Raw genomic sequence first — 24,020 nt, forward strand, 5'->3', positions numbered from 1 at the left:
GTATGCAAAAAACCTTTAACTTGCGATTCTCAATCGCTTAAATCCAAAGCAAGCCATCAACGAAACGGTGCAACGTGAGCTTTCAGGAAGAAAAAACACTCGTCTCCTCGTTCTACGAGGCCCTCGATTCATCCAGCGAAACGAATCTGCCTGACATGTTTGGGCAATTCTGTGCTGACGATTTGCTGTGGCGCGGCTTTCATCCGTTCGACGAAATCACCGGTGCAGAATCGGTGGCGCGAGCATTCTGGCAGCCGTTGAAATCCAGCCTGAAACGGATGCAACGCCGCCAGGATGTCTTTTTCGCGGGCACCAACTCTCTGGAAACGGGTGCGGATGTCTGGGTGGTTTCGATGGGTCATCTGATGGGCCTGTTCGACGCGCCATGGCTGGGGATTCGCCCAACCGGCAAGATGGCTTTTCTGCGCTATTGCGAGTTTCACCGGGTCGCGGACGGCAAGATTGCCGAGACCGCGATGTATTTCGACATCCCCCATCTGATGGTGCAGGCGGGGCAAAACCCGTTTCCGCCGCAAACTGCGGCCCATCTGATCCAACCCGGTCCCTTGACCCATGACGGTCTGCTGCATGATGATCAGCCCGAGGAAGAAGGCCGCAAGACGCTGGCGGCGATCAACGCCATGATCTCGGACCTTGGACAGTGGAACAGCGGCCTGTCGCTTGAGGACGAACTGGCCCGCACATGGCATGACGACATGATCTGGTGGGGGCCCGAAGGCATCGGCGCCACCTACACGATCGAACGCTATGCCAAGCAGCATTCCGGCCCGTTTCGTGCGTCATTCACCGAGCGCTCCAAGACCAAACATATCTGCCGTCTGGCCGAGGGGCACTATGGCGGCTTTTTCGGCTGGCCCAATTTCACTGCTGTTCCGACAGGTGGCTTCATGGGCATGCCCGCCACCGGCAAGCCCGGCGAATTCCGGGTGATCGACATCTACCGCCGGGCGGGGGACAAACTGGCCGAGAACTGGATTTTCATCGACCTTCTGCATTTTTGGAAACAACAGGGTGTCGATATTCTGGCCCGCACGACAGGGATTGAAACGCCATGAGGATTGATGCGCATCATCACCTGTGGGACCTGAACGCTGTGGAATATCCATGGCTTATGGAAAAGGGCGCGGTGCGGTTCTTTGGCGATCCCACCCCGATTCAGCGCAACTATCTGCTGCCTGAATTCCGCAAAGATGCCAAGGCCGCTGGGTTTACTGCCTCAGTCCACATTCAGGTCGGCGCCGCCGATCCATGGTCCGAGGCGCAATGGGTGCAGTCCGTCGCTGATCAATATCCCGACTGGCCGCTGGTGCAGGTCGCCTTTTGTGACCTGACCGCGGACGACATGACCGAACAGTTGGACCGGCTGCAAACCCTGCCCTCGCTGCGCGGGGTGCGCCAGATCATCGGTCGCGCCCCGGGTGAGGATCAGCTGTCGGGCACCAACGACCTGTTGGACAGTCCAAAGTTTCTGGCCGGCCTGAAACAACTGGGCGATCGCGGCCTGTCCTTTGACCTGCAATTATTGCCCGAGTTGATGGAACGGACCGCCGCCGTTCTGGATCAGGCTCCTGCAACGCAGGTGGCGCTGTGCCATGCCGGGTCACCGCATGACCGATCCGAACCGGGGCTGGAGGGCTGGGCCAAGGCGTTGCAACCCCTCTCGGCGCTGCCGCAGGTCACCTGCAAACTCTCCGGCCTTGGTATGTTCGATCACGGCTGGACTGCGGATAGTGTCCGACCCATCGTCGAAACCTGCCTGACCCAATTTGGGCCCGAACGCTGCATGTTCGGGTCTAATTTTCCGGTCGACAGCCTGTCATCCAATTACACGGACCTGATCGCCAGACACAAAGCCCTGGTCCCCGACACCGATCACGACCAGGTTTTCGGGCTAACTGCACAGAAGTTCTATCACATGTAACGGGCAGGGTGTCCTGACGGTCAGGACACCGATTGCTCGGATACGATCTCGCCAAACCGGGTGAAGAACTTGCCCGACAGCTTTTTGGCGGTGCCCGAGATCAGGCGGCTGCCCAACTGGGCAATCTTGCCGCCGACATCGACCTTGGCGGTGTAAGACAGCACCGTCTCGTCTCCGTCTTCGGTCAGCGTCACGTCGGCGCCGCCCTTGGCAAAACCCGCAGCCCCGCCCTTGCCTTCGCCGGACAGGGAAAACCCGTCGGGGGCGTTGGAGGTGTCCAGCGTGACCTCTCCGGCGAACTTGGCTTTGACCGGGCCGATCTTCAGCACAACCTTTGCCGCCAGTTCATCGGGCGCGTTCTGAGTCAGTTCCTCACAGCCCGGAATGCACTCCTGCAGGATCTCAGGGTTGTTCAGGGCTTGGTACACGACATCCCGCGGTGCCGAGATGCGGATTTCATCACTCAAGTCCATGCGCGCTTCCTTTGATCAGTGACTTGCCTTGTTCAGCAAAGTTACAGGTTCCATCGCATCTTTCCAGAGTCTGTTTTGGCGCCGCCAGTCCCCGACCGGCGGCGCCCGGAGTATCAGTCGCTGATCGCGCCTTCTTCATCCCGGCGCTGGTGCATCTTGGCCTTGACCCGTGCACCGACGATCAGGGGCAGGACAAAGCCGATGATGGCAATGGACCACAGCGCGATGGACAGTGGGCTGTCGATCAGGGTCCACCAGTTGCCGTTGTCGATGGTCACCGCACGGCGCAGGTTGTTCTCCATCGAGTTGCCCAGCAGCGTGCCAAGGATGATCGGCACCAGTGGCACGTCCAGCTTACGCAGAACCCAGCCCATAACGCCGAACCCGATCATCACCAGCAGGTCAAAGCTCGACCCCGAAATGCCGTAGATGCCGACAAAGCTGACCATCGCCACGATCGGCATCAGGATGCGTGAGGGGATCATCAGCACGCGGGTGAACAGCCCCACCATCGGGATGTTCATTGCCAGCAACATGAAGTTGGCGATGAACAGCGCCGCGATCAGGCCCCAGACCACATCCGGGTTCTGCGTGAACAGCAACGGACCGGGCGTGATGTTCAGCGCCAGCAGAACCGCTAGCAGAACCGCCGTGGTTCCCGACCCCGGCACGCCCAGCGCCAGCATGGGCACCAAGGCTCCGCCAGCGGCGGCGTTGTTCCCGGCCTCGGGCGCCGCCACGCCACGGGGATCACCGGTGCCGAAGGTGTTTTCCTTGTCGACCAGCCGTTTCTCCATCGAATAGGAGATGAATGAGCCCAGAGACGCCCCGGCCCCCGGCAGAACCCCGGCGATAAAGCCCAGGAACGAAGTCCGCAGCATGGTCGGCGTGCATTTCTTGACCATCGACATCGGTGGGTAGAGGCGACCGATATTCAGCTTGCGGCCTTCGGCATCCGACCCGCCATGGCGGTGTTCAAGGAAGATAAAGACCTCGGACAGGGCAAACAGACCGACGATAGCCACAAGGAAATCGAGACCGTCATACAGGTGTACCTCGCCAAAGGTGAACCGCGGCACGCCGGTTTGGGTATCCACACCGATCGTTGCCAGACCCAGACCCAGCGCGGCGGCAAAGGCGGATTTCGCCTGATTAGTCGAGGACACGCCACCCAGAGTCATGAAGGCCAGGGCGAACAGGGCGAAATACTCGGCCGGTCCGAACAGCAGCGCGATCTTAACCAGCTGCGGCGCCAGAAAGATCAGGCCCCATGTGGCCAGAAACGCGCCAACGAACGAGGCGATACCGGACAGCGACAGCGCCTCACCGGCAAAGCCCTTCTTGGCCATGGGGTGCCCGTCCAGACAGGTCATCATGGCGGGCTCGTCTCCGGGGATGTTCAGCAGGATCGAAGATATCCGACCCCCATACATTGCCCCGTAATAGACACTGGTCAACAGGATCAGCGAAGGTGTCGCCCCCAGCCCCAGCGTAAAGGCCAGCGGGATCAGAATCGCCACGCCATTTGACGGGCCGAGACCGGGCAGCGCGCCCATGATCGTGCCCAGAAAACAGCCCAGCAGGGCCAGCATCAGGTTCTGCCATGTCAGCGCGATGGCGAAACCGTCTCCGAGGGATGCAAGAGTTTCCATGTTTATTCCTCAGAACCCCAGTGGGCCGCGGGCCAGCGACAAGCCCAGAACCAGATGGAAGATGACGTAGATGCCAACGGACGTGCCAATGCCCACCAACACACTTTCGAACGGGCCAGAGCCCAGACGCCAGGCCAGATAGGTGGCGGCAAAGGCGGTGGCGATGACAAAGCCGATCTCAGGCAGCAGTTCAGCGTAAAGGATCATCATGACCACGGCGGCGCCGACCTCGACCAGACGGCTCAGCGTGGGCCATTCGGGCTCGGTATCCGGGCGCAGGGCGATGACGATACTCGACAGGCCCAGAATTGCGGCGATGATCAGGGGGAAGGCTTTGGGTCCGACGGCATCGGACAGAAAGCTCTCCTCGATCGCCAAAGCGGAAAAGGCAAATCCGATGGCGAGTAGCAGTCCGACGACCCCGAAGATGCGGTCACTCATCGGTGTCTCCTATTGTTCGGGTAAATGGGTTGATCCGGGCACAGCTGGGCGCCCGGATCGCTGTGAGTGGTTATTTGATGATCCCGATCTCTTTCGAGATGGTCTGGATCTGACCCACGGATTCGGCGACAAAGTCCTGGAAAGTCGCGCCTTGCAGGTCCAGCGGGGCAAGACCGTTGGCGGCCATCACCTCTTTCCATTCGCCCGAGGCGTAGAGGTCACCGATCTTGCCGACCCAATCGCCATAGGCCTCATCAGTCATACCGCCCGGAGCGTAGAAGCCGCGCCAGTTGGCACCAATGGCGTCGACACCTTGTTCCTTGGCAGTCGGGAAGTCGGCAAACTCACCGGGCAGGCGTTCGGGGGCCAGCACCGCGATCACCTTGATATCGCCGGAATCGACGAAACCCTTGGCCTCGGAGATATCACCGGTAAAGGCCTGAACCGAACCGGCCAACAGCTGGGTCACCGCCTCGCCACCGCCGTCAAAGGCGATATATTTGACGGCCCGGACATCGTCGATGCCATAAGCGTTGGCCGCGATCAGCACCTTCAGGTGATCCCATCCACCCACGGCGGACCCGCCCGCAACCGAAACCGAGGCCGGGTCCGCTTTGATCTGGTCCAGCAGTTCCGGCAACGTATTGACCGCACTGTCGGCGGCTACGGCAATCACGCCATAATCGGCCCCGATGGCGGCAAGCCAGCGCACCTGTTCCATGGTGTTGCCGGGATAGGCCCCCTGCGCCAGACGGGTCGCGGTGGCCGCGCTGGCGGCAACGATCAGTTCGTTATCCTCACCACGCTTGTTCACCACTTCGGCAAAGGCCACGCCACCGCCACCACCGGCAAGATTCACCACCTGCATGGTCTGGTCGATCAGGCCCAGGTCCTGCAGCGATTTACCCACCTGACGGCAGGTGAAATCCCAGCCACCGCCGGGGTTGGCCGGGGCGATACATTCCTGTGCGCTGGCGGCTACGCCGGACAGGGCAAAGACAGCAGCTGCAATTGCGCCACTGGTTCCAAACAGTTTCATTCGTGTCTCCTCCTTGGGTCTTTTTGGGCCACATTTCAGCGGCCGAAACCGATCCCCGCAGGCGCGTGTCCTTGCAGGTCGTATCTGTTTACCGAATAATGCTGTCACGAACCTGTCACGGTTCCTGCGTCCGGCTTTGGGAGGCGTCATGCGCGTTTTGATGATCGAAGATGCCGAGGATCTGGCCGAGGGCGTCGTGGCCCATCTGGCCCGCTCTGGCGTGGTGTGTGATCTGGCAACAACCGTGGAATCCGCCCGCGATTTCCGCGCGGTACAAAGCTATGACGCGATGCTGCTGGACATCAATCTGCCCGATGGGTCCGGCCTGAATTTCCTTGGCAAAATCCGCGCGTCAGGGGATCGCACCCCTGTGTTGATGCTGACCGCGCTGACCTCGGTCGAGGATCGCGTGGCCGCCTTGGACAAGGGGGCCGACGACTATCTGGGCAAGCCCTTTGATCAACGCGAGCTTGAGGCCCGCCTGCGCGCGCTCGTCCGCCGGGACGCCGACCGCAAGAGCGAACAGATCACGCTGGGACCGCTGATCTATGCCCCCAAGGACCGCAGCGCCACATTGGAGGGCAAGCGCCTGAACCTGACCGCCCGCGAGGCCGCCGTGCTGGACGCACTGATCCGGCACGAGGGGCAATACCTGTCGAAAACGCGCCTCTACGACTCGCTTTACGGGTTCGAGGATGCGGATGTGGGCGAGAACGCGATTGAGCTGTACATCGCCCGCCTGCGCAAGAAGTTCACCGGCAGTACCGTCAGTATCACCACCCAGCGCGGGGTGGGATATCGGATTGGTCTGGATGGCTAGGCTGCACCTGCCCCACAGCCTGACGGCGCGTGTGCTAAGCGCGGTGATGCTGATCCTGATACTGGGCGGCTGTCTGGTGGCGCTGTCGATCTGGGCCAATGGCCGGTTGGCCGCACGGCAGGCCTATGATCGGCTGCTGCTGGGCGCGGCCAACGATATCGCCGAATCCGTGCGCATTCAGGATGGCGAGCCGTTTGTGGACCTGCCTGTCTCGGCCTTTCAACTGCTGGCGCAGGCGCCGGATGACCGGATTTTCTATGCGGTGCAGGTCCCCGGTGGCCCGTTCATCACAGGGCTGGACCGCGACACGGTGATCGAGGTGCCACAGCAACCCGGCACCGCGCCCTTCTATTTCACCGCCGACCTGAACGGGGAATCCGCCCGCTTTGTCCGCGTTGCCCGCCTGTTTGCCGAACGGGAGTTTTCGGGCGAGGTCGAGGTGCTGGTCGGCCAGACCCTGCGCGCACGCCAGATGATGACCGCCGGTCTGATGCGCGACGCGCTGCTGCCCATGGCCGTTGCAGGGGTTTTGCTGCTGATCATGTCGTGGTTTGTCACCCGGTCCGCCCTGCGCCCGCTCGAGGCCCTGTCCGACGACCTCACGCGCCGCGATCCACATGACCTGACACCGATGGCCAGCGACGGGTTGCCGCGTGAGCTGCAGGTGATGCTGACCGCGATGAACCGCTTCATGGGGCGGCTCGACCGGCAGGTGGATACGATGCGCAACCTGATCGCCGACACCGCCCATCAGCTGCGCACCCCCGTTGCCGCCATTCGTGTGCAGGCCGAGATCGCGCAGGACGACCCCGAGCCCCCGGCCCGCGCACGCGCCTTGGACCGGTTGCTGAGGCGGACGCGATCGCTGGGTACCCTGCTGGATCAGCTGCTGTCCCGCGCCATGGTGATCCACCGTATCGACAGCGCCCCCCGGCGTCCCGTTGATCTGCGCGAGGTGGCGCTGGACGTACTGGAACAGAGCGATCACGAACTGGTTGCGCCCGGTGTCGAAGTACGACTGGAGATCGGAGAAACCCCAGTACTGGTGAACGCGGATGCCTTTTCCCTCGGTGAGGCTGCCAAGAACCTGCTGGGCAACGCGCTGCGGCACGGCGACCCTCCGGTCAGCATCGGGGCGACGCAAGAGGGCAACAGCGCCATTTTGTGGGTACGCGATCACGGTCCCGGCCCCGCCACGCCCATCGCCGATCACATCGGAGACCGGTTCAATCGCACCACCCGATCGGGCGAGGACAGCAGCGGGCTGGGCCTGTCCATCGTGAAATCCACGGCCGAGGCCTTTGACGGCACGGTTGAAATGGCCCGCGACGAAACTGGATTCCGCGCGGCACTCAGCTTTCCGGCCACAAGGGGAATAGAATGATCCGCATCCTGTTATTCTGCCTTATGTTTGCCCTGCCCGGCACCCTGAGCGCGCAGGAAGCCACTGCCAGCTTCGGCGGTGGAGACGACCCGATGCTAATCCGATCAACCACCGATATCGCCATCATCGCTCCGGTTCTGGAACGGTTCGTCGAGCTGAACCCCGACCTGGTGATCACCTACGAACAATGGGGTTCGAACGCGCTGTTCCAACACAGCCGTACCGTCTGCAAGGGCGGTAAGACCCCCGCTGATGTGGTGTTTTCTTCGGCCATTCAGCAGATGGTGTGGCTGGTTAATTCCGCCTGTGCCCACCGCTATCGTTCGTCCCGAACCGAGGCCCTGCCGGACGCACGGCGCTGGCGGGATGAGCTGTGGGGCATCACCACCGAACCTGCCGTCATCGCCTATAACAAGGAGTTGCTGGAAGATCAGCACATCCCCCGCAACCGCTTTGCCCTGCTGGACGCGATGCGCACGCAACCCGATCTGCTGCGGGGCCGGGTGGCGACCTATGACATTGCCGCCTCGGGTCTGGGGTATCTCTTCGCCTATGGTGACAGTCTTGAGGCCACGACCTTTGGTTCCCTGATCGAAGGCTTCGCCCGCATCGACGCCGTGGCCACCTGCTGTTCGTCCGAGATCATCCGCGACGTGGCAGAGGGGCGGTTCCTGATCGCCTACAACGTTCTGGGATCTTATGTGGCCAATGCCGATGCGCCCGGCGTGGGCGTGATCCTGCCCGAGGATTACACGCTGGTCCTGTCCCGCGCGCTCATGATCCCGGCGCAGGCCCGCAACAAGGACGCCGCAACCGGGTTTCTGGATTTCCTGCTGTCACCCGAGGCGCAGAACCTGCTGGCGGCTTCCGGCCTTGTGGCCCCTATGGACGCGACCGAGACCGGCCTGACCCCCAGCGCACGCCGCTTTATCGCGCTGTCCCCGGCGCTGCTGGTCGCACGGGACCAGAACCGCCGGGCAGAGCTGTTCAAACTGTGGAACGACGCCTTTGACGTGGAAACCGCGCGCTAGGCCTGTTTCTCGACCACCGGCTCTCCCTCGGCATTGACCGCCGGTTCGATATCGGGCCGGACCGGTTCCGCCTCCATCTCGATGACCTCGGGTTCGGCCGTTTCCTCGACCTCTTCGACTTCGGGTTCCGGCTCGGGTTCCGGCTCGGGTTCGGGTTCCTGCTTGTCCTCAAGCGCGCCGACGATCAGCGGCAGCATGTGAACGCCGGTCGCAGTTGCGATCTCGGGCGTTTGCGGGGTTTGCCAGCTGAGCGTGTCAAAGCTGCCGCAGTTCTGACAGACAGGGGCCCATTCGGGCTGAATGTCGTGGCAGTTGTCGCAAACCCATTGCGGCCCGCGCGGCGCGTTCAGCGCCTTGGCCAGCCAGCCCTGCACCACCGCGTCCGAGGCGCCCTCGCCCCGCTCAATCGCCGCCATCAGGGTATAGGCGCGCGCATCGGCCTGTTTTTCCACCACATCACCCAGCGCCCGGCGGGCTTCGGGGAAATCCTCGGCCACGATGTTCAGCTCGGCCAGAATCAGGCGGGTTTCCGGATTCTCGGGATGAATGCGTGTCAGCGCCGTAAACCGCTTGATCCGCGCCTCGGGGGTTTCATCCGGTGCGATCTCGGCAAAGGCATGAGCCAGATCAGGGTGCGGCTGCACTTCCCACGCCTTTTTCAGGATCTTGGTCGCGGCACGCGGTTTGCCCTTTTCGATATAGGCCCGTGCAGCCATCGCAGCGGCAGGCACCAGATCGGGCGACAGGCGGTTGGCCTCGATCGCGTGTTCCTGTTGTTCGACCGTTGCGCCTTCGGCCAGAATATCCTTGGCTTCGGACAAGGCCAGCACCGCATCGCGGCGCTTGAACACGTCGCGCGGCAAATGACCGGCCTTCAGCTTGGCGGTCAGGGTCGAACGCGCGCCGCTCCAGTCCTGCGACTTGGTCTGCAGACCCAACAGAATATCCTGCGTTTCAGCATGGCGCGGTTTGATCGCCAGCGCCTTTTCGGCCAGTTTACGGGCTGTTTCGTCATCGCCCTCGGCCAGCTTCTGTTTCATGATGCCACGCACCCCGACAAAACGGGTGGCGTTGTTGGTGACCAGCTTCTTGTAGGTTTCGGACGCCTTTTTGGTGTCACCGTTCATCTCGGCCGCCTGCGCCACCAGCAGGTTGGTCAGTTCGGGCTTGTTCAGCAGCTTCTCGGCCTTGTAGGCCTTGTTCATCGCCACGCGCCCCTCGCCCGAGGCCAGCGCCATCAGGCCATCAGACAGCGCCTGATAGCCCCGCTTTTCGCGGCTGCGGTCGAAATAGCGCGACAGCGCGGTCTCGTCCCCGTTGAGGAATTTCAGCGTCGCGATCAGCAGGGTCAGCAGCTTGAAGAACACCCAGATCAAGACAACCAGCACACCCAGCGCGATCACCGATTGCAGCGGCCCCAGCGTGAATTCCTGACCCCACGCCGTGATCTGCACGCCGCCACTAGTTTCCATCAGGAACATGGCGCCCATGGCCAGCAGGCCGATAATCGCTACAAAAACAAGGATCTTTAACAATGACCACAGCATGGCAGGTCCTTCAGTTCGAGTTTACGCTGGATTGCAGCGCATTTGCGGCGTCCACGGCAGCCACCCGCGTCTGGGCCGTCTGTTCCCAATCCGCCAGTGCCGCCTTGGCCGCATCGGGCAGAGTATCAAGTTCGGTCAGCGCCGCGGCAATATCTCCGCCCGCCAGCGCTGCCTCGGCCCGGGACAGGATCGCATCCGGGCTGTCCCCCTCTTGCGGAGAGACCGAGCGCGCGCCGGTCTGGCGCTGCAGGAATGCGACCAGACCCGTAGCCTTGTCCGCGCTACGCGCATCGGCCAGCGCTGCGCGGGCTGCGGGCGCGAACGAGTCCCGCAGGGCAGCCAGGGTAGCAACGCCTTCTTTTGCCGGAGCGGACAGAGCCTCAGGCACGCTCACGCCGCCGGCTGTCAGGTCAGCCACCAGACCGTCATAGGGCTGGCCTGCGTCCAGTTGGCTATGCACCTGAGACAGGATCGATGCATTGGTGGCCGCCTGCGCCTTGGCGGCGGCCTGCGCCTCAAGCGCTTGCGCGTCCGTAACCATTTTCTCGACCTCGGCGCGCTGCGCGGCAAGCGAGTCCTGCAGTTTCTTAAGTTCGGCCTCAAACGCGGCCGAGACCTCGGGCGAGGCGCCTTGCGTCAGCGCACCGCTTTCCAGATCGCTCAGACGGCTGGCCAGAGGATCGATCTTGCCCGCCAGCCCGTCGAGGCCGGATTTCACCGCGTCCAGTTCCGCGCCAAGCGGTGTGATCTGATCGGTTAGGGCAGCGATTTTGCTGTCCACGTCCGAACTGTCAGAATTGTCGGCCAGAGATTTCGTCAGCGCCGCGATCTGGCTGGACTGATCATTGAGCTTCGCCTCAAGCGCTGCAAGGCCGTCTGACTCACCCGACCCGAACAGACCCGCGCTGCCCGCAGCAAACCCGATCCCGGCCGCAAGCACACCGCCCAGCAGGGCCGGCACAAAGCCGCCGCGTTTTTCCTGTTCAGGTTCGGCGGGTTTGTCTGCAACCGCCGCAATGGGCGCTTCGGCTTCGGCTTCGGCTTCGGCTTCGGCTTCGGCTTCGGCTTCGGCTTCGGCTTCGGAAAGGGCCTCTTCTACGGGTGCGTCTGAGTCAACAGACGGCTCTTCCTGCTGCGAGGTGAATTCGACCGTCTCCTCGGATTTGGGGTCTTCCACCGGCTTTTGATCGGATTTCTTCTTACCAGCCACCGCAATGTTCCCCTTATCGAATCCAATTTCACATGAATAACAGGCCACTCTAGGTTAATAGGTGGTCTCGCCGCCCTCAACCCGCATCGCATGTTCCACAAGCTTTTTAACGGCTTTCTGCATTTTCTTCGGGGTCGGCTCTTTGACGATCTTCAGGCGCGCATAGTCCAAGGAATAAAGGGATTCTGCCGTCGCTTCGCTGATTGCGGCCAGCCACAAAGGCGCCGAACCGGCCCAGATATCGGCAAATTGTCGCGCCGTTCTGGGCGAAAAGAGGGGCGCGATGACCGGTGTATCTCCGTCTGCGGCCGCGGCTGCCTCGGATGTCAGCGGTAACAGGCGCTGCTGATAGACGGGCTGTTCGCGCACGGTCAGGCCCGACTCGGTCAGGCGAGAGGCGATATTGCCCCGACTGTGTTCGCCCCGTAGATGCAACAACGGGCTTTCAGGCCGATGCTTCAGCAAATAGGCCACCAGCTCTTCGGCAGTTGCACCGGCCATTTGGGCCTGCCACCCGGCCCTTTTGGCGGTGCCCGTGGTGGCGGGACCGACGCAGAACGCAGGCATATCCCGCGACAGCCCTTGCGCGATGGCTGCATTTACCCCGTTTGCCGAGGTAAAGATCAGCCCACGCACCCCGTCTGTATCAACGCTGATCGGCAGCGGCCTGATTTCGAGGATCGGAGAATAGATGACTTCGACCCGTGATCTGGTGCGGGTTGGCAGTTGCGCAACGAACCGTTCAGAGGCAGCGCGCGGGCGGGTCATCAGCAAATACAACAGTCGGCGCCTTCCGCCTTGGGATTGTTTGCATCCGCGCGGGGTGATACCCCGCTTGGCAACCAAGGTGTAACGGATCAGGCCAATGGTGCAAACACTTACCGTCCTCGGATTGGAAAGCAGCTGTGACGACACAGCCGCAGCCGTGGTGCGCCAAACGGATGGCGCAGAGGCCGAAGTGCTGTCCTCCATCGTGCATGGCCAGACCGATTTGCACAGCGCCTACGGCGGCGTGGTGCCCGAGATTGCCGCCCGTGCCCATGCCGAGAAACTGGATATCTGCGTGGTTCAGGCGTTAGAGGCCGCGGGCCTCACCCTGGCCGATATCGACGCCATCGCGGTGACCGCCGGGCCGGGTCTGATCGGCGGTGTCATGTCCGGTGTCATGTGCGCCAAGGGGTTGAGCGCGGCGACCGGCCTGCCGCTGATCGGCGTCAACCATCTGGCGGGCCACGCCCTGACGCCGCGCCTGACCGACGGGATCGCGTTTCCCTATCTGATGCTGCTGGTCTCGGGCGGCCACTGCCAATACCTGATCGCCCACGGGCCAGAGCAATTTACCCGCCTGGGCGGCACTATTGACGACGCGCCCGGTGAAGCCTTCGACAAGACCGCCCGCCTGTTGGGTCTGCGGCAACCGGGTGGCCCTTCGGTCGAGGCCGAGGCCCGGTCGGGCGATCCCAAACGATTCCGCTTTCCCCGGCCTCTGCTGGACCGGCCGGGATGCGATTTGTCGTTCTCGGGGCTCAAGACCGCGCTGATGCGGATGCGGGATCAGATCGTTGCGGAAAAAGGCGGTCTGACCCGTCAGGACCGCGCCGATCTGTGCGCCGGGTTTCAGCAAGCCATCGTGGACACTCTGGCCGAGAAAACCCGCCGGGCGATGGACCGATATCTGGAGGAAAACCCGTCGGACCCGGTGATTGCCGTGGCCGGGGGTGTCGCCGCAAATTCCGCCATTCGCGGCGCGTTAGAGACTGTTTGCGCTGAAAAAGGCGCGCGTTTCACCGCGCCGCCACTGGCCCTGTGTACCGACAACGCCGCCATGATCGCCTATGCCGGGATCGAGCGTTTTCGCACTGGTGCCCGCGATGGTCTGGACCTGACGGCCCGACCCCGCTGGCCTTTGGATCAAACCAGCCCCGCCATGTTGGGCAGCGGCAAGAAAGGTGCCAAGGCATGAGTGTTTCTGTTCTGGGATCAGGGGCCTTCGGCACGGCACTGGCAATTTCACTGGCCGGAAACGGGCTGGTCACGCTGTGGTCGCGGGATGCCCAACAAGCCCGGCACATGCAGAGCAGCCGCGAGAATACCGCACGTCTGCCGAACGTGACGCTGTCCGATGCGATCTCGGTGACGGCCGATATTCAGAATGCAGTTGACGCTGACGTGATGTTGCTGGCCGTACCCATGCAGAAACTACGTGCGGCCCTGACGGAACACGCCTCGGTTCTGGCGGGGAAGACGTTGGTCGCCTGCTGCAAGGGGATCGAACTGTCCTCGGGCCTCGGCCCCATTTCGGTGATCCGCGAAACCATCCCGGACGCGCATCCTGCCCTTCTGACCGGCCCCAGCTTTGCCGATGACATTGCGCGTGGCCTACCCACAGCGCTGACCCTGGCCTGTGCCGATGACACGCTGAGCCAGGATCTGCAACATGAACTGACCACGGCCAACCTGCGCCTTTATCGCACCACCGATGTGATTGGCGCGGAACTGGGCGGCGCGTTGAAGAATGTGATGGCCATCGGCTGCGGGGCTGCTATCGGAGCGGGCCTTGGCGACAGCGCCCGCGCCGCCCTGATGACCCGCGGGTTTGCCGAAATGCAGCGCTTTGCCCTGATGCGCGGCGCACAGCCGGAAACGTTGATGGGGTTGTCCGGGCTGGGGGATCTGGTGCTCACTTGTTCGTCCGAACTGTCGCGAAACTACCGATATGGCCTGAGTTTGGGTCTGAATTGTCCTTTTGACGCCCAGACAACGGTCGAAGGCGTCGCCACGGCGCGGGCCATGTCCGAGATCGCCACAAATGAAGGGCTGGACATGCCCATCAGCGCCACGGTGGCGGACCTGAGCCACGGCCTCTACAGTGTCCCGCAAGCCATCGAAACCCTGCTCAATCGACCCCTCAAGGAGGAATGACATGCTGATCGCCCTCATCGCCCGTGACAAGGACGGCGCCCTGCAGACCCGGCTGGACAACCGCGCCGCCCATCTGGCCTATATCGAGGAAACCGGCGTCGTTTCGCAGGCCGGTCCGCTGCTGAACGGTGACGCGATGATCGGCTCGCTGGTGATCCTCGAGGTCGAAGACATGGCCGCGGCCGAAATCTGGGCCGAAAACGATCCCTATGCCAAGGCAGGGCTGTTCCAGTCCGTCGACCTGATCCCGTGGAAGAAGGTCATCGGCTGATGGCGTATTGGCTGTTCAAATCCGAGCCATCGACCTGGAGCTGGGACCAGCAGGTTGCCAAAGGCGATGCGGGCGAAGAATGGGACGGCGTGCGCAACTATCAGGCGCGCAATTTCATGCGGCAGATGGCTGTTGGCGATCGTGGGTTTTTCTACCACTCACAAAAGGACAAGGCGATTGTCGGTATCGTCGAGGTCTGCGCCGAGGCCCATCGCGACAGCACCACCGACGATGAGCGCTGGGAATGCGTGGATATCAAGGCGGTACGGCCGTTCAAAACACCGGTGACGCTGGACCAGATCAAGGCGGATGAGCGTTTGGCCGATATGGTGCTGGTGAAAAACTCTCGTCTGTCGGTGCAACCGGTCAGCGCGGCCGAATGGCAGGTGATCTGCGCCCTGGGTGAAACGCTGGCGGATTGATTAAAAGGGAAGGTCCTGACGGATGCAGAACCTTCCCTACCCCCGCGTGCTCCCTACTCACCACACGCGTATGGAAATCTCTGGTTCTGACCGTCCTGGTCATACTTGGACCATAGCCGGGTTTCGGCAGGCGTTTCAAATGCCAAGTCTTTAAAATAAGTTTCAAATACAAAACGCCCACCGATGGGGAGGCGGGCGTTTTATTGGGAAACGAACAGATTAGCCGTAGACGGCCTCTTTGCCGAAATGCTTGGTCAGCATGTAATAGACCACGGCACGGTACTTGTTGCGCTCGGACATGCCATAGGTTTCCAGAACCGAGTTGATCGCTTCCATCAGCTCGGGGCCATCCGCCAGACCCAGCTTTTTGACGAGGAAGTTGTTCTTGACCGTCTCAAGCTCACCTTCCTGAGTGGCCGCCACGGTCGACGCGTCGGCGTCATAGATCGCCGGACCACACCCTATGGTGACCTTGGTCAGCAGGTCCATATCGGGGTCCATCCCGCATTTGCCTTTCAGATCTTCAGCGTATTTAGCGATCAGCTCGTCGCGTTTTCCCATTTTCATCTCCTGGTTCAAAATTGGTTACCGGCTATACCAGCGCCGCAAACACGGTAACGGGCAGAAAAAAATGCACAAAGGGAAAAATTCGCTGCATTCCCCCTAAGACCATGCGTTTGACCCTCAGCTTGATTTTCGCATGCCTTTATTTAACATTTATGTTAAACAAGGGTAACCAATTGGAATCAGGAGGTCTCAATGCCCGTATCGCTACCGAATGAGAGCCCGCAATACAGAACCGCCCGAAACACCCTGCTGCAGGCGGAAACCGAACTGAGAGCGGCTATCGAGAATGTCGCGAACCTGCGGCGCAGCCTGCCCAAAGGCGGCGAAATTCCTCAGGACTATGTTTTCCACTCAGAGCGGGGTGAGCCTGCAGCGTTGTCGTCTTTGTTTGGCAATCACGACACATTGGCGATCTACTCGCTGATGTATGGTCCGGACGCGCAGGCGCCCTGCCCGATGTGCTCGGCGTTTCTGGACGGCCTGAATGGGCAAGTCGCGCATATTACACAGAAAATTGCCTTTGCTGTAGCAGCGCAAAACACCCCTGATAAACTGTCACATCTCAAGGCAAAAATGGGATGGAACGATCTGCCGCTGTATTCCGCGCTTGGTACGGATTATCAGCGCGACTATCTGGCCGAGAGCGAGGACGGAAACCAGTTGCCGATCCTAAACGTCTTTCAGCGCGATCAGGATGGTATCACTCACTTCTGGAGCTCTGAGCTGTTTTTCGAGCCCAGCGAATGGCACCCGCGGCATGTGGATGCGGCCTGGCCCCTGTGGAACGTACTGGATTTCACTCCGCAGGGCCGAGGGGATTTCGTACCACCGCTACGCTGACGGCAAAAGAAAACGGCGGCCAATCGGCCGCCGTTTCATTTCCGATACTTGCGGAAATCAGTAGCGGTAATGCTCGGGCTTGTACGGGCCTTCGGGTTTCACACCGATATAGGCGGCCTGTTCATTGTCCATCTTGGTCAGCTTCACGCCGATGCGGTCCAGATGCAGACGGGCCACTTTCTCATCCAGATGCTTGGGCAGGATGTAGACGTCGTTTTTATACTCGTCGCCTTTTGTGAACAGCTCGATCTGCGCCAGAACCTGGTTGGTGAACGAAGCCGACATCACGAAGGACGGGTGGCCGGTGGCGTTGCCAAGGTTCAGCAGACGGCCTTCGGACAGCAGGATGATGCGGTTGCCCGAGGGCAGCTCGATCATGTCCACCTGTTCCTTGATGTTGGTCCATTTGTGGTTCTTCAGGCTGGCCACCTGAATTTCGTTGTCGAAGTGGCCGATGTTGCCGACGATGGCCATGTCCTTCATCTCGCGCATATGCTCGATGCGGATCACGTCCTTGTTGCCGGTGGTGGTGATGAAGATATCGGCGCTGGCGACTTCGTCTTCCAGCAGGGTGACTTCGAACCCGTCCATCGCAGCTTGCAGCGCGCAGATCGGATCGACTTCGGTCACTTTCACACGGGCACCAGCCCCGCGCAGCGATGCAGCCGAGCCTTTGCCCACGTCGCCATAACCGCAGACCACGGCAACCTTGCCGGCCATCATGGTGTCGGTGGCGCGGCGGATACCGTCGACCAGCGATTCCTTACAGCCGTATTTGTTGTCGAATTTCGACTTGGTGACCGAGTCGTTCACGTTGATCGCCGGGAACGGCAGGTGGCCGTCTTTCACCAGCTGATACAGGCGGTTCACACCGGTGGTGGTTTCTTCGGACACGCCCTGGATCTGGTCGCGCATCTTGGTGAACCAGCCCGGGGATGCTGCCATACGCTTGGCGATTTGCGCCTTGATCACCTCTTCCTCTTCCGAACCCGGAACGGGGATGATGTCCTCACCCGCTTCGGCGCGTGCGCCCAGCAGGATGTACAGCGTCGCGTCGCCGCCATCGTCCAGGATCATGTTCGGGCCTTCGTCGAACAGGAAGGATTTGTCCAGATAATCCCAATGCTCTTCCAGCGTCTGACCTTTGATGGCGAAAACGGGAATACCGGCCTCGGCAATCGCGGCGGCGGCGTGGTCCTGCGTCGAGAAGATGTTGCACGACGCCCAGCGCACGTCCGCACCCAGCGCCACCAGCGTTTCGATCAGTACAGCGGTCTGGATTGTCATGTGCAGCGAACCGACGATCCGCGCGCCTTTCAGCGGCTTTGCTTCACCATATTCTGCGCGCAGGGACATCAGGCCCGGCATCTCGGTTTCGGCAATGTCCAGCTCTTTGCGGCCGAACCCGGCCAATGAAATGTCTTTGACGATATAGTCCCCGGCCATCAGGTGCTCCATTGAGGTAAATCACGTTCGGGCTGCCCCTAGCATTCCTTGGGGCAGGTGGCAACGCGAATGGCCGGAAACGGGGTTTTCCGCCGCTCAAATCAGCTGGGTTGACCCTTTAGCTTAATCTTTGGGATCGCTTCAAAAAAATCTGTGCCAACGGCGACAATACAACTAATGCCGTTCGCCTGGGTCACCAGAACCGTGTAGCTTCCGGTTTCCTTCGAGGTCCAGACCTCCATGACCGTCTGCGCACCGCGCGTTTTCTGCAATCCGCCAAAGACCAGCTCTTCCGAATAGCTGTCCTGCAGCTTGGCGATCACATGCTCGCGTTGTGCACAGCTTTGGGCAAAGGCGGGTGGGGCAGTGGCTGCCATTCCAAAGGCCAGGGTAATTCCAAACAGTCGCTTAAACATAGCTAGCTCCTTTCGATACGAGTTACGTTCCGAGAGGGGCACACCAGGAGGAGCATGCACCCCCCTCAGCACAAATGTCGGTATCACCACGCGCCGGTTCAAAGCACGTCTGGTCAAGAAAATGTTGGCAGCCGGTGATCTCGACAGGTACATCATAGCACAAAAACGCGAAACTTACGTGAGCCACTTCACAAGGCATGGCATAATGGCAACACAAGCACGAGCATGGCAGCGGATGCTGTCGGGGCGCAGGCTGGACCTGCTGGACCCGACCCCTGTGGACATAGAAATCGAAGATATCGCCCACGGACTGGCCTTTGTGGCCCGCTGGAACGGCCAAACCGCTGGGGATTTTGCCTATTCCGTGGCCGAGCATTCCCTGCTGGTCGAAGATCTTTTTGGCCGGATAGCGCCCAATGCGCCGGTGAAGTGGCGGCTCGCGGCCTTGTTACATGATGCGCCGGAATATGTGATCGGAGATATGATCTCACCGGTCAAATCCGCCGTCGGCCCCGATTACGGCGCGCTGGATGACCGGTTGGCGGCAGCGATCCACATTCGGTTCGGGTTACCTGCTGCAGTGCCGAAAACGGTGAAACGGCAGATCAAAAAGGCCGACAAGATCAGTGCCTGGATGGAGGCCACCCAGATCGCGGGGTTTTCCGAAGCCGAGGCGACGAAGTTCTTTGGTCGCCCGGACAAGGCGGTGATGGAGGGGCTGCAGATTAAGCTGCGCCCGCCAGTTGAGGTAAGGCAGGCATACACTGAACGACATGAGGCGTTAATAACTCAACTCTGAAGCGGTTTTGTGGTAAGCAGCGAACCAGAAGAACACGCAACGACCAGTTTTCTGCGTAGGCTACCAAGCACTTCAATAGGGAGTTATTTTTATGCCTCATTACATTAATCACTTTACTTGCTCCGCAGCCGCCTGGCCCAAGGATCGCGAAGGTGAAATTGCGGCATGGACCGATATGGTCGGTGATGCCAGTGAGCTGGTCGATGGCGAAGGGCCGGTAAAATTCACAGGCTGGATCAGCAATACCGAGGGGTATGTCCTACTCGAAGCAGAGTCCAAAGCCGAAGTAATCGGAATATGCGCGCAGTTTTGGCCGCTTTTTCACAACGACATAATGGAAATTGTGCCTACCGCAGAAGCTGGACCAGCCATTCTGGCCGGCGTAAAGCGCGGGTGGGAAAAGAAAGCATAGCCGTTGGTGTTTTAGGAGGTCTCTTGTTTTGAAATACCACGGGGGCCGCTAACGCGGACTACGCTTCGCCAAAATCCGCTGCAACGTCCGGCGGTGCATGTTCAGGCGGCGGGCGGTTTCGCTCACGTTCCGGTCGCACAGCTCATAGACCCGCTGGATATGTTCCCAACGCACGCGATCTGCACTCATGGGGTTTTCCGGCGGCGGGGGCAGTTCGTCGCCCTTGGCCAGCAGTGCGCTAGTGATGTCGGTGGCATCGGCAGGTTTTGACAGGTAATCGGTCGCGCCGATCTTGACGGCGGCCACGGCGGTGGCAATCGCGCCGTAGCCGGTCAGTACCACAACCCGGCTGTCGGGGCGCTTTTCACGCAGAACTTCGACCACATCCAGACCGTTGCCATCCTCGAGCCGCAGATCAACCACGGCATAAGCAGGTGGGCGGGCGGTGGAGATGGCGCGGCCTGCAGCGACAGAGCCTGCGGTTTCAACCTCGAACCCGCGTTTTTCCATGGCCTTGGCCAGTCGCCTCAGAAACGGCTCGTCGTCATCCACCAGAAGCAGGGATTTATCGGGGCCGATATCGAGGTCTGAGCTGTCCGCCATATTCTGTTCTTTCCGCTATTTCACGCCTTTGGCTTAAACATGAGTAATAGCAGCGCCATTCCAAAGGTCAAACGCATCACAACTTGTCCAGAAAACAACCAACCTTGTCGGCCATCTGTTCCGCCGTGTCATCACGGTTGAAAAACTCAAGAAAACCATGCTCGGGCGTCACCAGATAGGTAAAGGTGGAATGGTCGACCAAATAGAACTCGTCGCTTTTGTCATGCGCCCGGTAATAGGTTTTGTAGGCCTGGCTGGCGGCCTTGACCTGCTCGGGCGAGCCGGTCAACGCGATGGTCTTGCCACCCAGGTTGAAGGCAAAGTCGTCCACCACCTGCGGCGTGTCCCGATCCGGGTCGATCGAAATGAACAGCGGCGTCACGGACTGACCGCGCTCGGCCAGGATATCCACGGCCTCGGCGTTGCGCGACATGTCAAAGGGGCAGACATCGGGGCAGAACGTATAGCCGAAATAAACCAGCGTCGGTTCGGTGATCACATCCTTGTCGGTGACCGTCTCGCCCTTGCCGTTGACCAGCTCGAACGGACCGCCGATTGCAGCTGTGCCGCCCGCGATCTGGGCCGACCGGCATTGCGCGAACTGATCGTCCGACCCCGCCCCCCGTGTCAGTAGCCACATGGCGCCCAGACCGACGGCCAGAACAACGGTTGCAAGGATGGCGTAAAGACGGATCATGACATCAATCCTGAGATGAGGGGTTGTTGATCGTTTCCGCCGGGACACCTATCAAGATGATCAGCCGATGCAACAGGACAAAATGGACCGATGGCAAATTCCAACATCACATTATGGCGCAGTCAGGAACGCAGCAGCTGGATCCGGCTGCGCACGCTGATCCTGCTGCGCTGGGTGGCCATTTTCGGTCAGTTCACGGCGATCACGGTTGCGCAGCAGTATTTTCAGGTGCAGCTGGAGATGGCGCTGTGCTATGTGGCCATCGGCGTTTCGGTCATGGGCAATATGACCGCCATCCTGCTGTTTCCGAAAAACAAGCGCCTGACCGAGTTCGAAAACTTCCTGATGGTGCTGTTCGACCTGTTGCAGCTGGCGATTCTGCTGTACCTGACCGGCGGCCTGAACAACCCCTTTGCACTGCTGTTGCTGGGGCCGGTCACGATTTCGGCCAATGTGATGAGCACCCGCTCGACCGTGATCGTGGGGGCGGTGGCGATTGCTCTGACCTCATTGCTGGTTGAATTTCACCTGCCGTTGCGCACCGAAGCGGGGCAGATGTTGGAAATCCCCGGAATGCTGCTGTTCGGCAATTGGGCGGCGGTTGTTATCGCGATCGTCTTCATCGGTGCCTATTCCCACCGCGTCAGCTCCGAGGTGCAGTCGATGTCCGATGCTCTGTCCGCTACGCATATGGCACTGGCGCGGGAACAGAAACTGACCGATCTGGGCGGCGTGGTTGCGGCCGCAGCGCATGAGCTTGGCACGCCGCTGGCCACCATCAAGCTGACCAGCTCCGAACTGATCGAGGAACTGGACGACCGCCCCGACCTGAAAGAAGATGCCGCCCTGATCCGCGAACAGGCCAATCGCTGCCGCGATATCCTGCGCGATATGGGCCGGGCCGGTAAAGACGACCTGCATCTGCGTCAGGCCCCCTTGTCCACCGTGGTGCATGAGGCCGCCGAGCCACACCTTCATCGGGGCAAGACCGTTCACTTTGCCGAAGGCCCGGCAGGGGACGGCGATGTGCAGCAACCCTCGATCCTGCGCAAGCCCGAGATCATTCACGGATTGCGCAACCTGATCCAGAACGCGGTGGATTTTGCCCGTGCCAATGTCTGGGTCGAGGCCGAATGGACCTCGGATCAGATCACCGTCAACATCATGGATGACGGGCGCGGATACCCGTCACAGATGATCGGTCGGATCGGCGACCCCTTCATGCGCCGTCGCCGGGCCGAAAAAGATCAAAGCACCCGCCCTGAGTATGAGGGCATGGGGCTGGGCCTGTTCATCGCCAAGACCCTGCTGGAACGCAGCGGAGCAGAGCTGCACTTCGCCAACGGTTCGGACCCCTATCAGAACCTGTGCGACAATCCCGAACGCCGGGGCGCAATTGTACAGGTGTCGTGGCCGCGCAATCTGGTGGATGCCCAAACCGGCGATACCCCTGTCCCCTCGGGTGAGAACCAGCAGATCCAGGTCTGAGTTAAGACCCCGTTAACCATTAGCACGCATAGTCCCTCCGGTATCAATTCCGGAGAGCGCATGGTCGACTGGATCATTCTGGCCGCGATCAGCCTTGTGTCTGCCAGCCTGGCGGTGCAGTGGCTTTTGCCCCGCCGCCGGCAGAGGGGCGACAATTTCGGCCTGTCCGCACCCGCATCACTGTATGATGCGGTGTTTCTGTTCGATGGCAATCGCCTGATCAGCCACTCCGACATCGCGCTTGAAGGGTTCGAAGCCGTCCGCGACTGGCCCGACCTGCGTCGGCTGCTGCAACGGGATTTTCCCAGCTTTCCCGAAACACCCGACCATATCCGCCATCTGGGTACGTTGGTCATTCCCGCGATCGATTGCACCGTCGAACGGGACATTCTGTGCGAATGGATTGACGGCATCGTCCGCGTTCAGCTGCGCGACAGCGCCGAACGCCCCACCCTGGTCCAGCGCGATGCGCAGGATCCGATCCGTCTGGCGATGGAGCAAGCTCCGTATCCTGTCTGGCTGCTGGATCATCAAGGCAATGTCCGTTGGTGCAATGCTGCCTATGTCACATTGGTCAGAAAGGTCCGTGGCCCCGATACAGATCTGACCGCACCGCTGTTTCCCGGGGCGGACGGGGATGCACGGCTGGGTGCTAAAACCCGCATCTCGATCTCGTCCGAGAGCAGTGAGAACAAGCTGTGGTTCGACCTGACGCTTGTCGATCACCCCGAAGGTCACCTGTGTTACGCGGTTGATATCAATGCCATTGTTGCCGCCGAAACTGCCCAGCGCAAATTCGTCCAGACCATGACGAAAACCTTTGCCCAGCTGTCCATCGGACTGGCCATATTTGACCGCAACCGACAATTGGCGCTGTTTAACCCGGCGCTGATCGACCTGACCACCCTGCCCCCGGATTTCCTCAGCTGCCGCCCCAGCCTGTCCAGCTTTTTTGACCGGCTGCGGGATCAGCACATGATGCCGGAACCCAAGAATTACCGCAGTTGGCGCAGCCAGATGAATGACCTGCTCGAGGCCGCCGAGGACGGGAATTATCAGGAAACCTGGTCGCTGCCTTCCGGATCGGTCTATTCGGTCAGCGGGCGCCCGCATCCCGACGGTGCGGTGGCGTTCCTGTTCGAAGATATCACCGCCGAGATTACCCTGACCCGCCGGTTCCGCTCGGAAATGGACCTGATGCAATCGGTGCTGGACAAGCTGGCCGATGCCATCGCGGTGTTCGGCGATGACGGAACGCTGGCCTTCACCAACCGCGCCTATCAAGAACTGTGGGGGGCCTCTGATGAGACCGGGTTCGAACCGGACTCGGTGCTGGACGTGACCCGCAGCTGGCAGGACCAATGTGCCGCCACGCCACTGCTGGGTGAGGTTCGCGACTTTGTCGAGATGCGCGACAACCGCGCCGAATGGTCGGGCGAGATACGTATGCGCAACGGCACCGATCTGACCTGTTTCGTCAGTCCGATGCAGAATGGCGCAACGATTGTCCGGTTCGTGGTGGACGAGCTTGCGACAACACAGCCGATCCGCCAAATCAGCGCCTGAACCGGGTTGCAGCCGACAGGGCCTGAGGTCAT

General features: G+C 60.9%; 26 protein-coding genes. 14 read left to right on the forward strand and 12 right to left on the reverse strand.

What is annotated here, in order from left to right; all coding sequences use genetic code 11:
- The first annotated feature begins 74 nt into the window (after positions 1-74).
- The gene (locus GOX88_RS17355) at positions 75-1,076 is read left to right on the forward strand and encodes an ester cyclase (RefSeq protein WP_170404630.1); all 1,002 of its coding nucleotides are present in this window, start codon (positions 75-77) and stop codon (positions 1,074-1,076) included.
- On the forward strand, positions 1,073-1,942 hold the full coding sequence (locus tag GOX88_RS17360) for an amidohydrolase family protein (RefSeq protein WP_170404634.1): 870 nt from the start codon (positions 1,073-1,075) through the stop codon (positions 1,940-1,942). Before GOX88_RS17355 ends, GOX88_RS17360 begins: the two co-directional genes overlap by 4 nt.
- Before the next feature lie 20 nt (positions 1,943-1,962).
- Here GOX88_RS17360 and GOX88_RS17365 read toward each other — a convergent pair whose 3' ends face one another.
- The 4 genes from GOX88_RS17365 to GOX88_RS17380 all read right to left on the reverse strand — a co-directional run bounded on the left by GOX88_RS17365 (position 1,963) and on the right by GOX88_RS17380 (position 5,547).
- Entirely contained in the window at positions 1,963-2,415 is a 453-nt protein-coding gene (locus tag GOX88_RS17365; RefSeq protein ID WP_170404637.1) for an SRPBCC family protein, read from the reverse strand.
- Positions 2,416-2,528: 113 nt separating this feature from the next.
- On the reverse strand, positions 2,529-4,067 hold the full coding sequence (locus GOX88_RS17370; RefSeq protein WP_170326072.1) for a tripartite tricarboxylate transporter permease: 1,539 nt from the start codon (positions 4,065-4,067) through the stop codon (positions 2,529-2,531).
- A 9-nt stretch (positions 4,068-4,076) separates the two neighbouring features.
- On the reverse strand, positions 4,077-4,508 hold the full coding sequence (locus GOX88_RS17375) for a tripartite tricarboxylate transporter TctB family protein (RefSeq protein ID WP_170404640.1): 432 nt from the start codon (positions 4,506-4,508) through the stop codon (positions 4,077-4,079).
- Positions 4,509-4,578: 70 nt separating this feature from the next.
- Positions 4,579-5,547 carry a Bug family tripartite tricarboxylate transporter substrate binding protein gene (locus GOX88_RS17380; RefSeq protein ID WP_170404643.1) on the reverse strand — a complete coding sequence of 323 codons (969 nt, stop codon included), beginning with the start codon at positions 5,545-5,547 and terminating at the stop codon, positions 4,579-4,581.
- A 148-nt stretch (positions 5,548-5,695) separates the two neighbouring features.
- Here GOX88_RS17380 and GOX88_RS17385 point away from each other — a divergent pair, with 148 nt between their 5' ends.
- The 3 genes from GOX88_RS17385 to GOX88_RS17395 are packed head-to-tail and all read left to right on the forward strand — an operon-like array spanning position 5,696 to position 8,782.
- Positions 5,696-6,367, forward strand: coding sequence for a response regulator transcription factor (locus GOX88_RS17385; protein WP_170404646.1), 672 nt, complete (start codon positions 5,696-5,698; stop codon positions 6,365-6,367).
- Complete coding sequence (locus tag GOX88_RS17390; protein ID WP_170404648.1) at positions 6,360-7,751, forward strand: sensor histidine kinase; 1,392 nt, start codon at positions 6,360-6,362, stop codon at positions 7,749-7,751. The genes GOX88_RS17385 and GOX88_RS17390 overlap by 8 nt, the downstream gene beginning before the upstream one ends.
- A complete protein-coding gene (locus GOX88_RS17395; RefSeq protein ID WP_170404651.1) occupies positions 7,748-8,782 on the forward strand; it encodes an ABC transporter substrate-binding protein in 1,035 nt (344 codons plus the stop codon). Before GOX88_RS17390 ends, GOX88_RS17395 begins: the two co-directional genes overlap by 4 nt.
- Here the strand turns inward: GOX88_RS17395 and GOX88_RS17400 are convergent.
- The 3 genes from GOX88_RS17400 to GOX88_RS17410 are packed head-to-tail and all read right to left on the reverse strand — an operon-like array spanning position 8,779 to position 12,319.
- Positions 8,779-10,329: a heme biosynthesis protein HemY gene (locus tag GOX88_RS17400; protein ID WP_170404654.1), complete on the reverse strand. Its 1,551-nt coding sequence runs from the start codon at positions 10,327-10,329 to the stop codon at positions 8,779-8,781. The two genes, GOX88_RS17395 and GOX88_RS17400, sit on opposite strands and share 4 nt — an antisense overlap.
- 10 nt (positions 10,330-10,339) lie before the next feature.
- Positions 10,340-11,539 carry a COG4223 family protein gene (locus GOX88_RS17405; RefSeq protein ID WP_170404657.1) on the reverse strand — a complete coding sequence of 400 codons (1,200 nt, stop codon included), beginning with the start codon at positions 11,537-11,539 and terminating at the stop codon, positions 10,340-10,342.
- A 54-nt stretch (positions 11,540-11,593) separates the two neighbouring features.
- Positions 11,594-12,319: a uroporphyrinogen-III synthase gene (locus GOX88_RS17410; protein ID WP_254443358.1), complete on the reverse strand. Its 726-nt coding sequence runs from the start codon at positions 12,317-12,319 to the stop codon at positions 11,594-11,596.
- Between the two features lie 85 nt (positions 12,320-12,404).
- Between GOX88_RS17410 and tsaD the strand changes: the two genes are divergently transcribed.
- From tsaD to GOX88_RS17430, 4 genes are read left to right on the forward strand one after another with little or no spacing between them, the layout of a single operon-like run.
- Complete coding sequence (tsaD, locus tag GOX88_RS17415; protein WP_170404664.1) at positions 12,405-13,502, forward strand: tRNA (adenosine(37)-N6)-threonylcarbamoyltransferase complex transferase subunit TsaD; 1,098 nt, start codon at positions 12,405-12,407, stop codon at positions 13,500-13,502.
- On the forward strand, positions 13,499-14,461 hold the full coding sequence (locus tag GOX88_RS17420; protein ID WP_170404668.1) for an NAD(P)H-dependent glycerol-3-phosphate dehydrogenase: 963 nt from the start codon (positions 13,499-13,501) through the stop codon (positions 14,459-14,461). The genes tsaD and GOX88_RS17420 overlap by 4 nt, the downstream gene beginning before the upstream one ends.
- Before the next feature lies 1 nt (position 14,462).
- On the forward strand, positions 14,463-14,732 hold the full coding sequence (locus tag GOX88_RS17425; RefSeq protein WP_170326081.1) for a YciI family protein: 270 nt from the start codon (positions 14,463-14,465) through the stop codon (positions 14,730-14,732).
- Positions 14,732-15,154, forward strand: coding sequence for an EVE domain-containing protein (locus GOX88_RS17430; protein WP_170404671.1), 423 nt, complete (start codon positions 14,732-14,734; stop codon positions 15,152-15,154). Before GOX88_RS17425 ends, GOX88_RS17430 begins: the two co-directional genes overlap by 1 nt.
- 219 nt (positions 15,155-15,373) lie before the next feature.
- On the opposite strand, the gene GOX88_RS17435 is transcribed toward GOX88_RS17430, so the two are convergent.
- Positions 15,374-15,715 carry a DUF2853 family protein gene (locus GOX88_RS17435; RefSeq protein WP_170404674.1) on the reverse strand — a complete coding sequence of 114 codons (342 nt, stop codon included), beginning with the start codon at positions 15,713-15,715 and terminating at the stop codon, positions 15,374-15,376.
- Between the two features lie 198 nt (positions 15,716-15,913).
- On the opposite strand from GOX88_RS17435, the gene GOX88_RS17440 reads away from it, so the two are divergent.
- Positions 15,914-16,561, forward strand: coding sequence for a DUF899 family protein (locus GOX88_RS17440; RefSeq protein WP_170404677.1), 648 nt, complete (start codon positions 15,914-15,916; stop codon positions 16,559-16,561).
- 57 nt (positions 16,562-16,618) lie between these two features.
- On the opposite strand, the gene ahcY is transcribed toward GOX88_RS17440, so the two are convergent.
- Together ahcY and GOX88_RS17450 are read right to left on the reverse strand one after the other, a co-directional pair.
- Positions 16,619-18,007, reverse strand: a complete 1,389-nt coding sequence (gene ahcY / locus GOX88_RS17445; RefSeq protein WP_170404680.1) for an adenosylhomocysteinase — start codon at positions 18,005-18,007, stop codon at positions 16,619-16,621.
- 101 nt (positions 18,008-18,108) lie between these two features.
- On the reverse strand, positions 18,109-18,423 hold the full coding sequence (locus GOX88_RS17450) for a hypothetical protein (protein WP_170404682.1): 315 nt from the start codon (positions 18,421-18,423) through the stop codon (positions 18,109-18,111).
- A 205-nt stretch (positions 18,424-18,628) separates the two neighbouring features.
- Here GOX88_RS17450 and GOX88_RS17455 point away from each other — a divergent pair, with 205 nt between their 5' ends.
- Both GOX88_RS17455 and GOX88_RS17460 read left to right on the forward strand, forming a co-directional pair.
- Positions 18,629-19,222 (forward strand): HD domain-containing protein, encoded by a 594-nt coding sequence (locus tag GOX88_RS17455; protein ID WP_170404685.1) that lies wholly within the window; start codon positions 18,629-18,631, stop codon positions 19,220-19,222.
- A 91-nt stretch (positions 19,223-19,313) separates the two neighbouring features.
- A complete protein-coding gene (locus GOX88_RS17460) occupies positions 19,314-19,634 on the forward strand; it encodes a hypothetical protein (protein WP_170404688.1) in 321 nt (106 codons plus the stop codon).
- Between the two features lie 48 nt (positions 19,635-19,682).
- Here GOX88_RS17460 and GOX88_RS17465 read toward each other — a convergent pair whose 3' ends face one another.
- Together GOX88_RS17465 and GOX88_RS17470 are read right to left on the reverse strand one after the other, a co-directional pair.
- A complete protein-coding gene (locus GOX88_RS17465; protein ID WP_058283361.1) occupies positions 19,683-20,237 on the reverse strand; it encodes an ActR/PrrA/RegA family redox response regulator transcription factor in 555 nt (184 codons plus the stop codon).
- A gap of 76 nt (positions 20,238-20,313) precedes the next feature.
- Complete coding sequence (locus GOX88_RS17470; RefSeq protein ID WP_170326090.1) at positions 20,314-20,934, reverse strand: SCO family protein; 621 nt, start codon at positions 20,932-20,934, stop codon at positions 20,314-20,316.
- A 90-nt stretch (positions 20,935-21,024) separates the two neighbouring features.
- On the opposite strand from GOX88_RS17470, the gene regB reads away from it, so the two are divergent.
- Positions 21,025-22,422 (forward strand): sensor histidine kinase RegB, encoded by a 1,398-nt coding sequence (gene regB / locus GOX88_RS17475; RefSeq protein ID WP_170404691.1) that lies wholly within the window; start codon positions 21,025-21,027, stop codon positions 22,420-22,422.
- Positions 22,423-22,482: 60 nt separating this feature from the next.
- Entirely contained in the window at positions 22,483-23,988 is a 1,506-nt protein-coding gene (locus tag GOX88_RS17480; protein ID WP_170404694.1) for a PAS-domain containing protein, read from the forward strand.
- Positions 23,989-24,020 lie beyond the last annotated feature (32 nt).

Source organism: Ruegeria arenilitoris, assembly GCF_013030985.1.
In the GTDB taxonomy this organism is placed as follows: domain Bacteria; phylum Pseudomonadota; class Alphaproteobacteria; order Rhodobacterales; family Rhodobacteraceae; genus Ruegeria; species Ruegeria arenilitoris_B.

Coding starts and splice junctions, on each gene's coding strand:
- regB (WP_170404691.1), top strand. CDS start 21,025: ATGGCAAATTCCAACATCACATTATGGCGCAGTCAGGAACGCAGCAGC.
- GOX88_RS17360 (WP_170404634.1), top strand. CDS start 1,073: ATGAGGATTGATGCGCATCATCACCTGTGGGACCTGAACGCTGTGGAA.
- GOX88_RS17440 (WP_170404677.1), top strand. CDS start 15,914: ATGCCCGTATCGCTACCGAATGAGAGCCCGCAATACAGAACCGCCCGA.
- GOX88_RS17480 (WP_170404694.1), top strand. CDS start 22,483: ATGGTCGACTGGATCATTCTGGCCGCGATCAGCCTTGTGTCTGCCAGC.
- GOX88_RS17365 (WP_170404637.1), bottom strand. CDS start 2,415: ATGGACTTGAGTGATGAAATCCGCATCTCGGCACCGCGGGATGTCGTG.
- GOX88_RS17455 (WP_170404685.1), top strand. CDS start 18,629: ATGGCAACACAAGCACGAGCATGGCAGCGGATGCTGTCGGGGCGCAGG.
- GOX88_RS17450 (WP_170404682.1), bottom strand. CDS start 18,423: ATGTTTAAGCGACTGTTTGGAATTACCCTGGCCTTTGGAATGGCAGCC.
- GOX88_RS17375 (WP_170404640.1), bottom strand. CDS start 4,508: ATGAGTGACCGCATCTTCGGGGTCGTCGGACTGCTACTCGCCATCGGA.
- GOX88_RS17380 (WP_170404643.1), bottom strand. CDS start 5,547: ATGAAACTGTTTGGAACCAGTGGCGCAATTGCAGCTGCTGTCTTTGCC.
- GOX88_RS17430 (WP_170404671.1), top strand. CDS start 14,732: ATGGCGTATTGGCTGTTCAAATCCGAGCCATCGACCTGGAGCTGGGAC.
- GOX88_RS17385 (WP_170404646.1), top strand. CDS start 5,696: ATGCGCGTTTTGATGATCGAAGATGCCGAGGATCTGGCCGAGGGCGTC.
- GOX88_RS17400 (WP_170404654.1), bottom strand. CDS start 10,329: ATGCTGTGGTCATTGTTAAAGATCCTTGTTTTTGTAGCGATTATCGGC.
- GOX88_RS17370 (WP_170326072.1), bottom strand. CDS start 4,067: ATGGAAACTCTTGCATCCCTCGGAGACGGTTTCGCCATCGCGCTGACA.
- ahcY (WP_170404680.1), bottom strand. CDS start 18,007: ATGGCCGGGGACTATATCGTCAAAGACATTTCATTGGCCGGGTTCGGC.
- GOX88_RS17460 (WP_170404688.1), top strand. CDS start 19,314: ATGCCTCATTACATTAATCACTTTACTTGCTCCGCAGCCGCCTGGCCC.
- GOX88_RS17395 (WP_170404651.1), top strand. CDS start 7,748: ATGATCCGCATCCTGTTATTCTGCCTTATGTTTGCCCTGCCCGGCACC.
- GOX88_RS17390 (WP_170404648.1), top strand. CDS start 6,360: ATGGCTAGGCTGCACCTGCCCCACAGCCTGACGGCGCGTGTGCTAAGC.
- tsaD (WP_170404664.1), top strand. CDS start 12,405: ATGGTGCAAACACTTACCGTCCTCGGATTGGAAAGCAGCTGTGACGAC.
- GOX88_RS17425 (WP_170326081.1), top strand. CDS start 14,463: ATGCTGATCGCCCTCATCGCCCGTGACAAGGACGGCGCCCTGCAGACC.
- GOX88_RS17470 (WP_170326090.1), bottom strand. CDS start 20,934: ATGATCCGTCTTTACGCCATCCTTGCAACCGTTGTTCTGGCCGTCGGT.
- GOX88_RS17420 (WP_170404668.1), top strand. CDS start 13,499: ATGAGTGTTTCTGTTCTGGGATCAGGGGCCTTCGGCACGGCACTGGCA.
- GOX88_RS17435 (WP_170404674.1), bottom strand. CDS start 15,715: ATGGGAAAACGCGACGAGCTGATCGCTAAATACGCTGAAGATCTGAAA.
- GOX88_RS17465 (WP_058283361.1), bottom strand. CDS start 20,237: ATGGCGGACAGCTCAGACCTCGATATCGGCCCCGATAAATCCCTGCTT.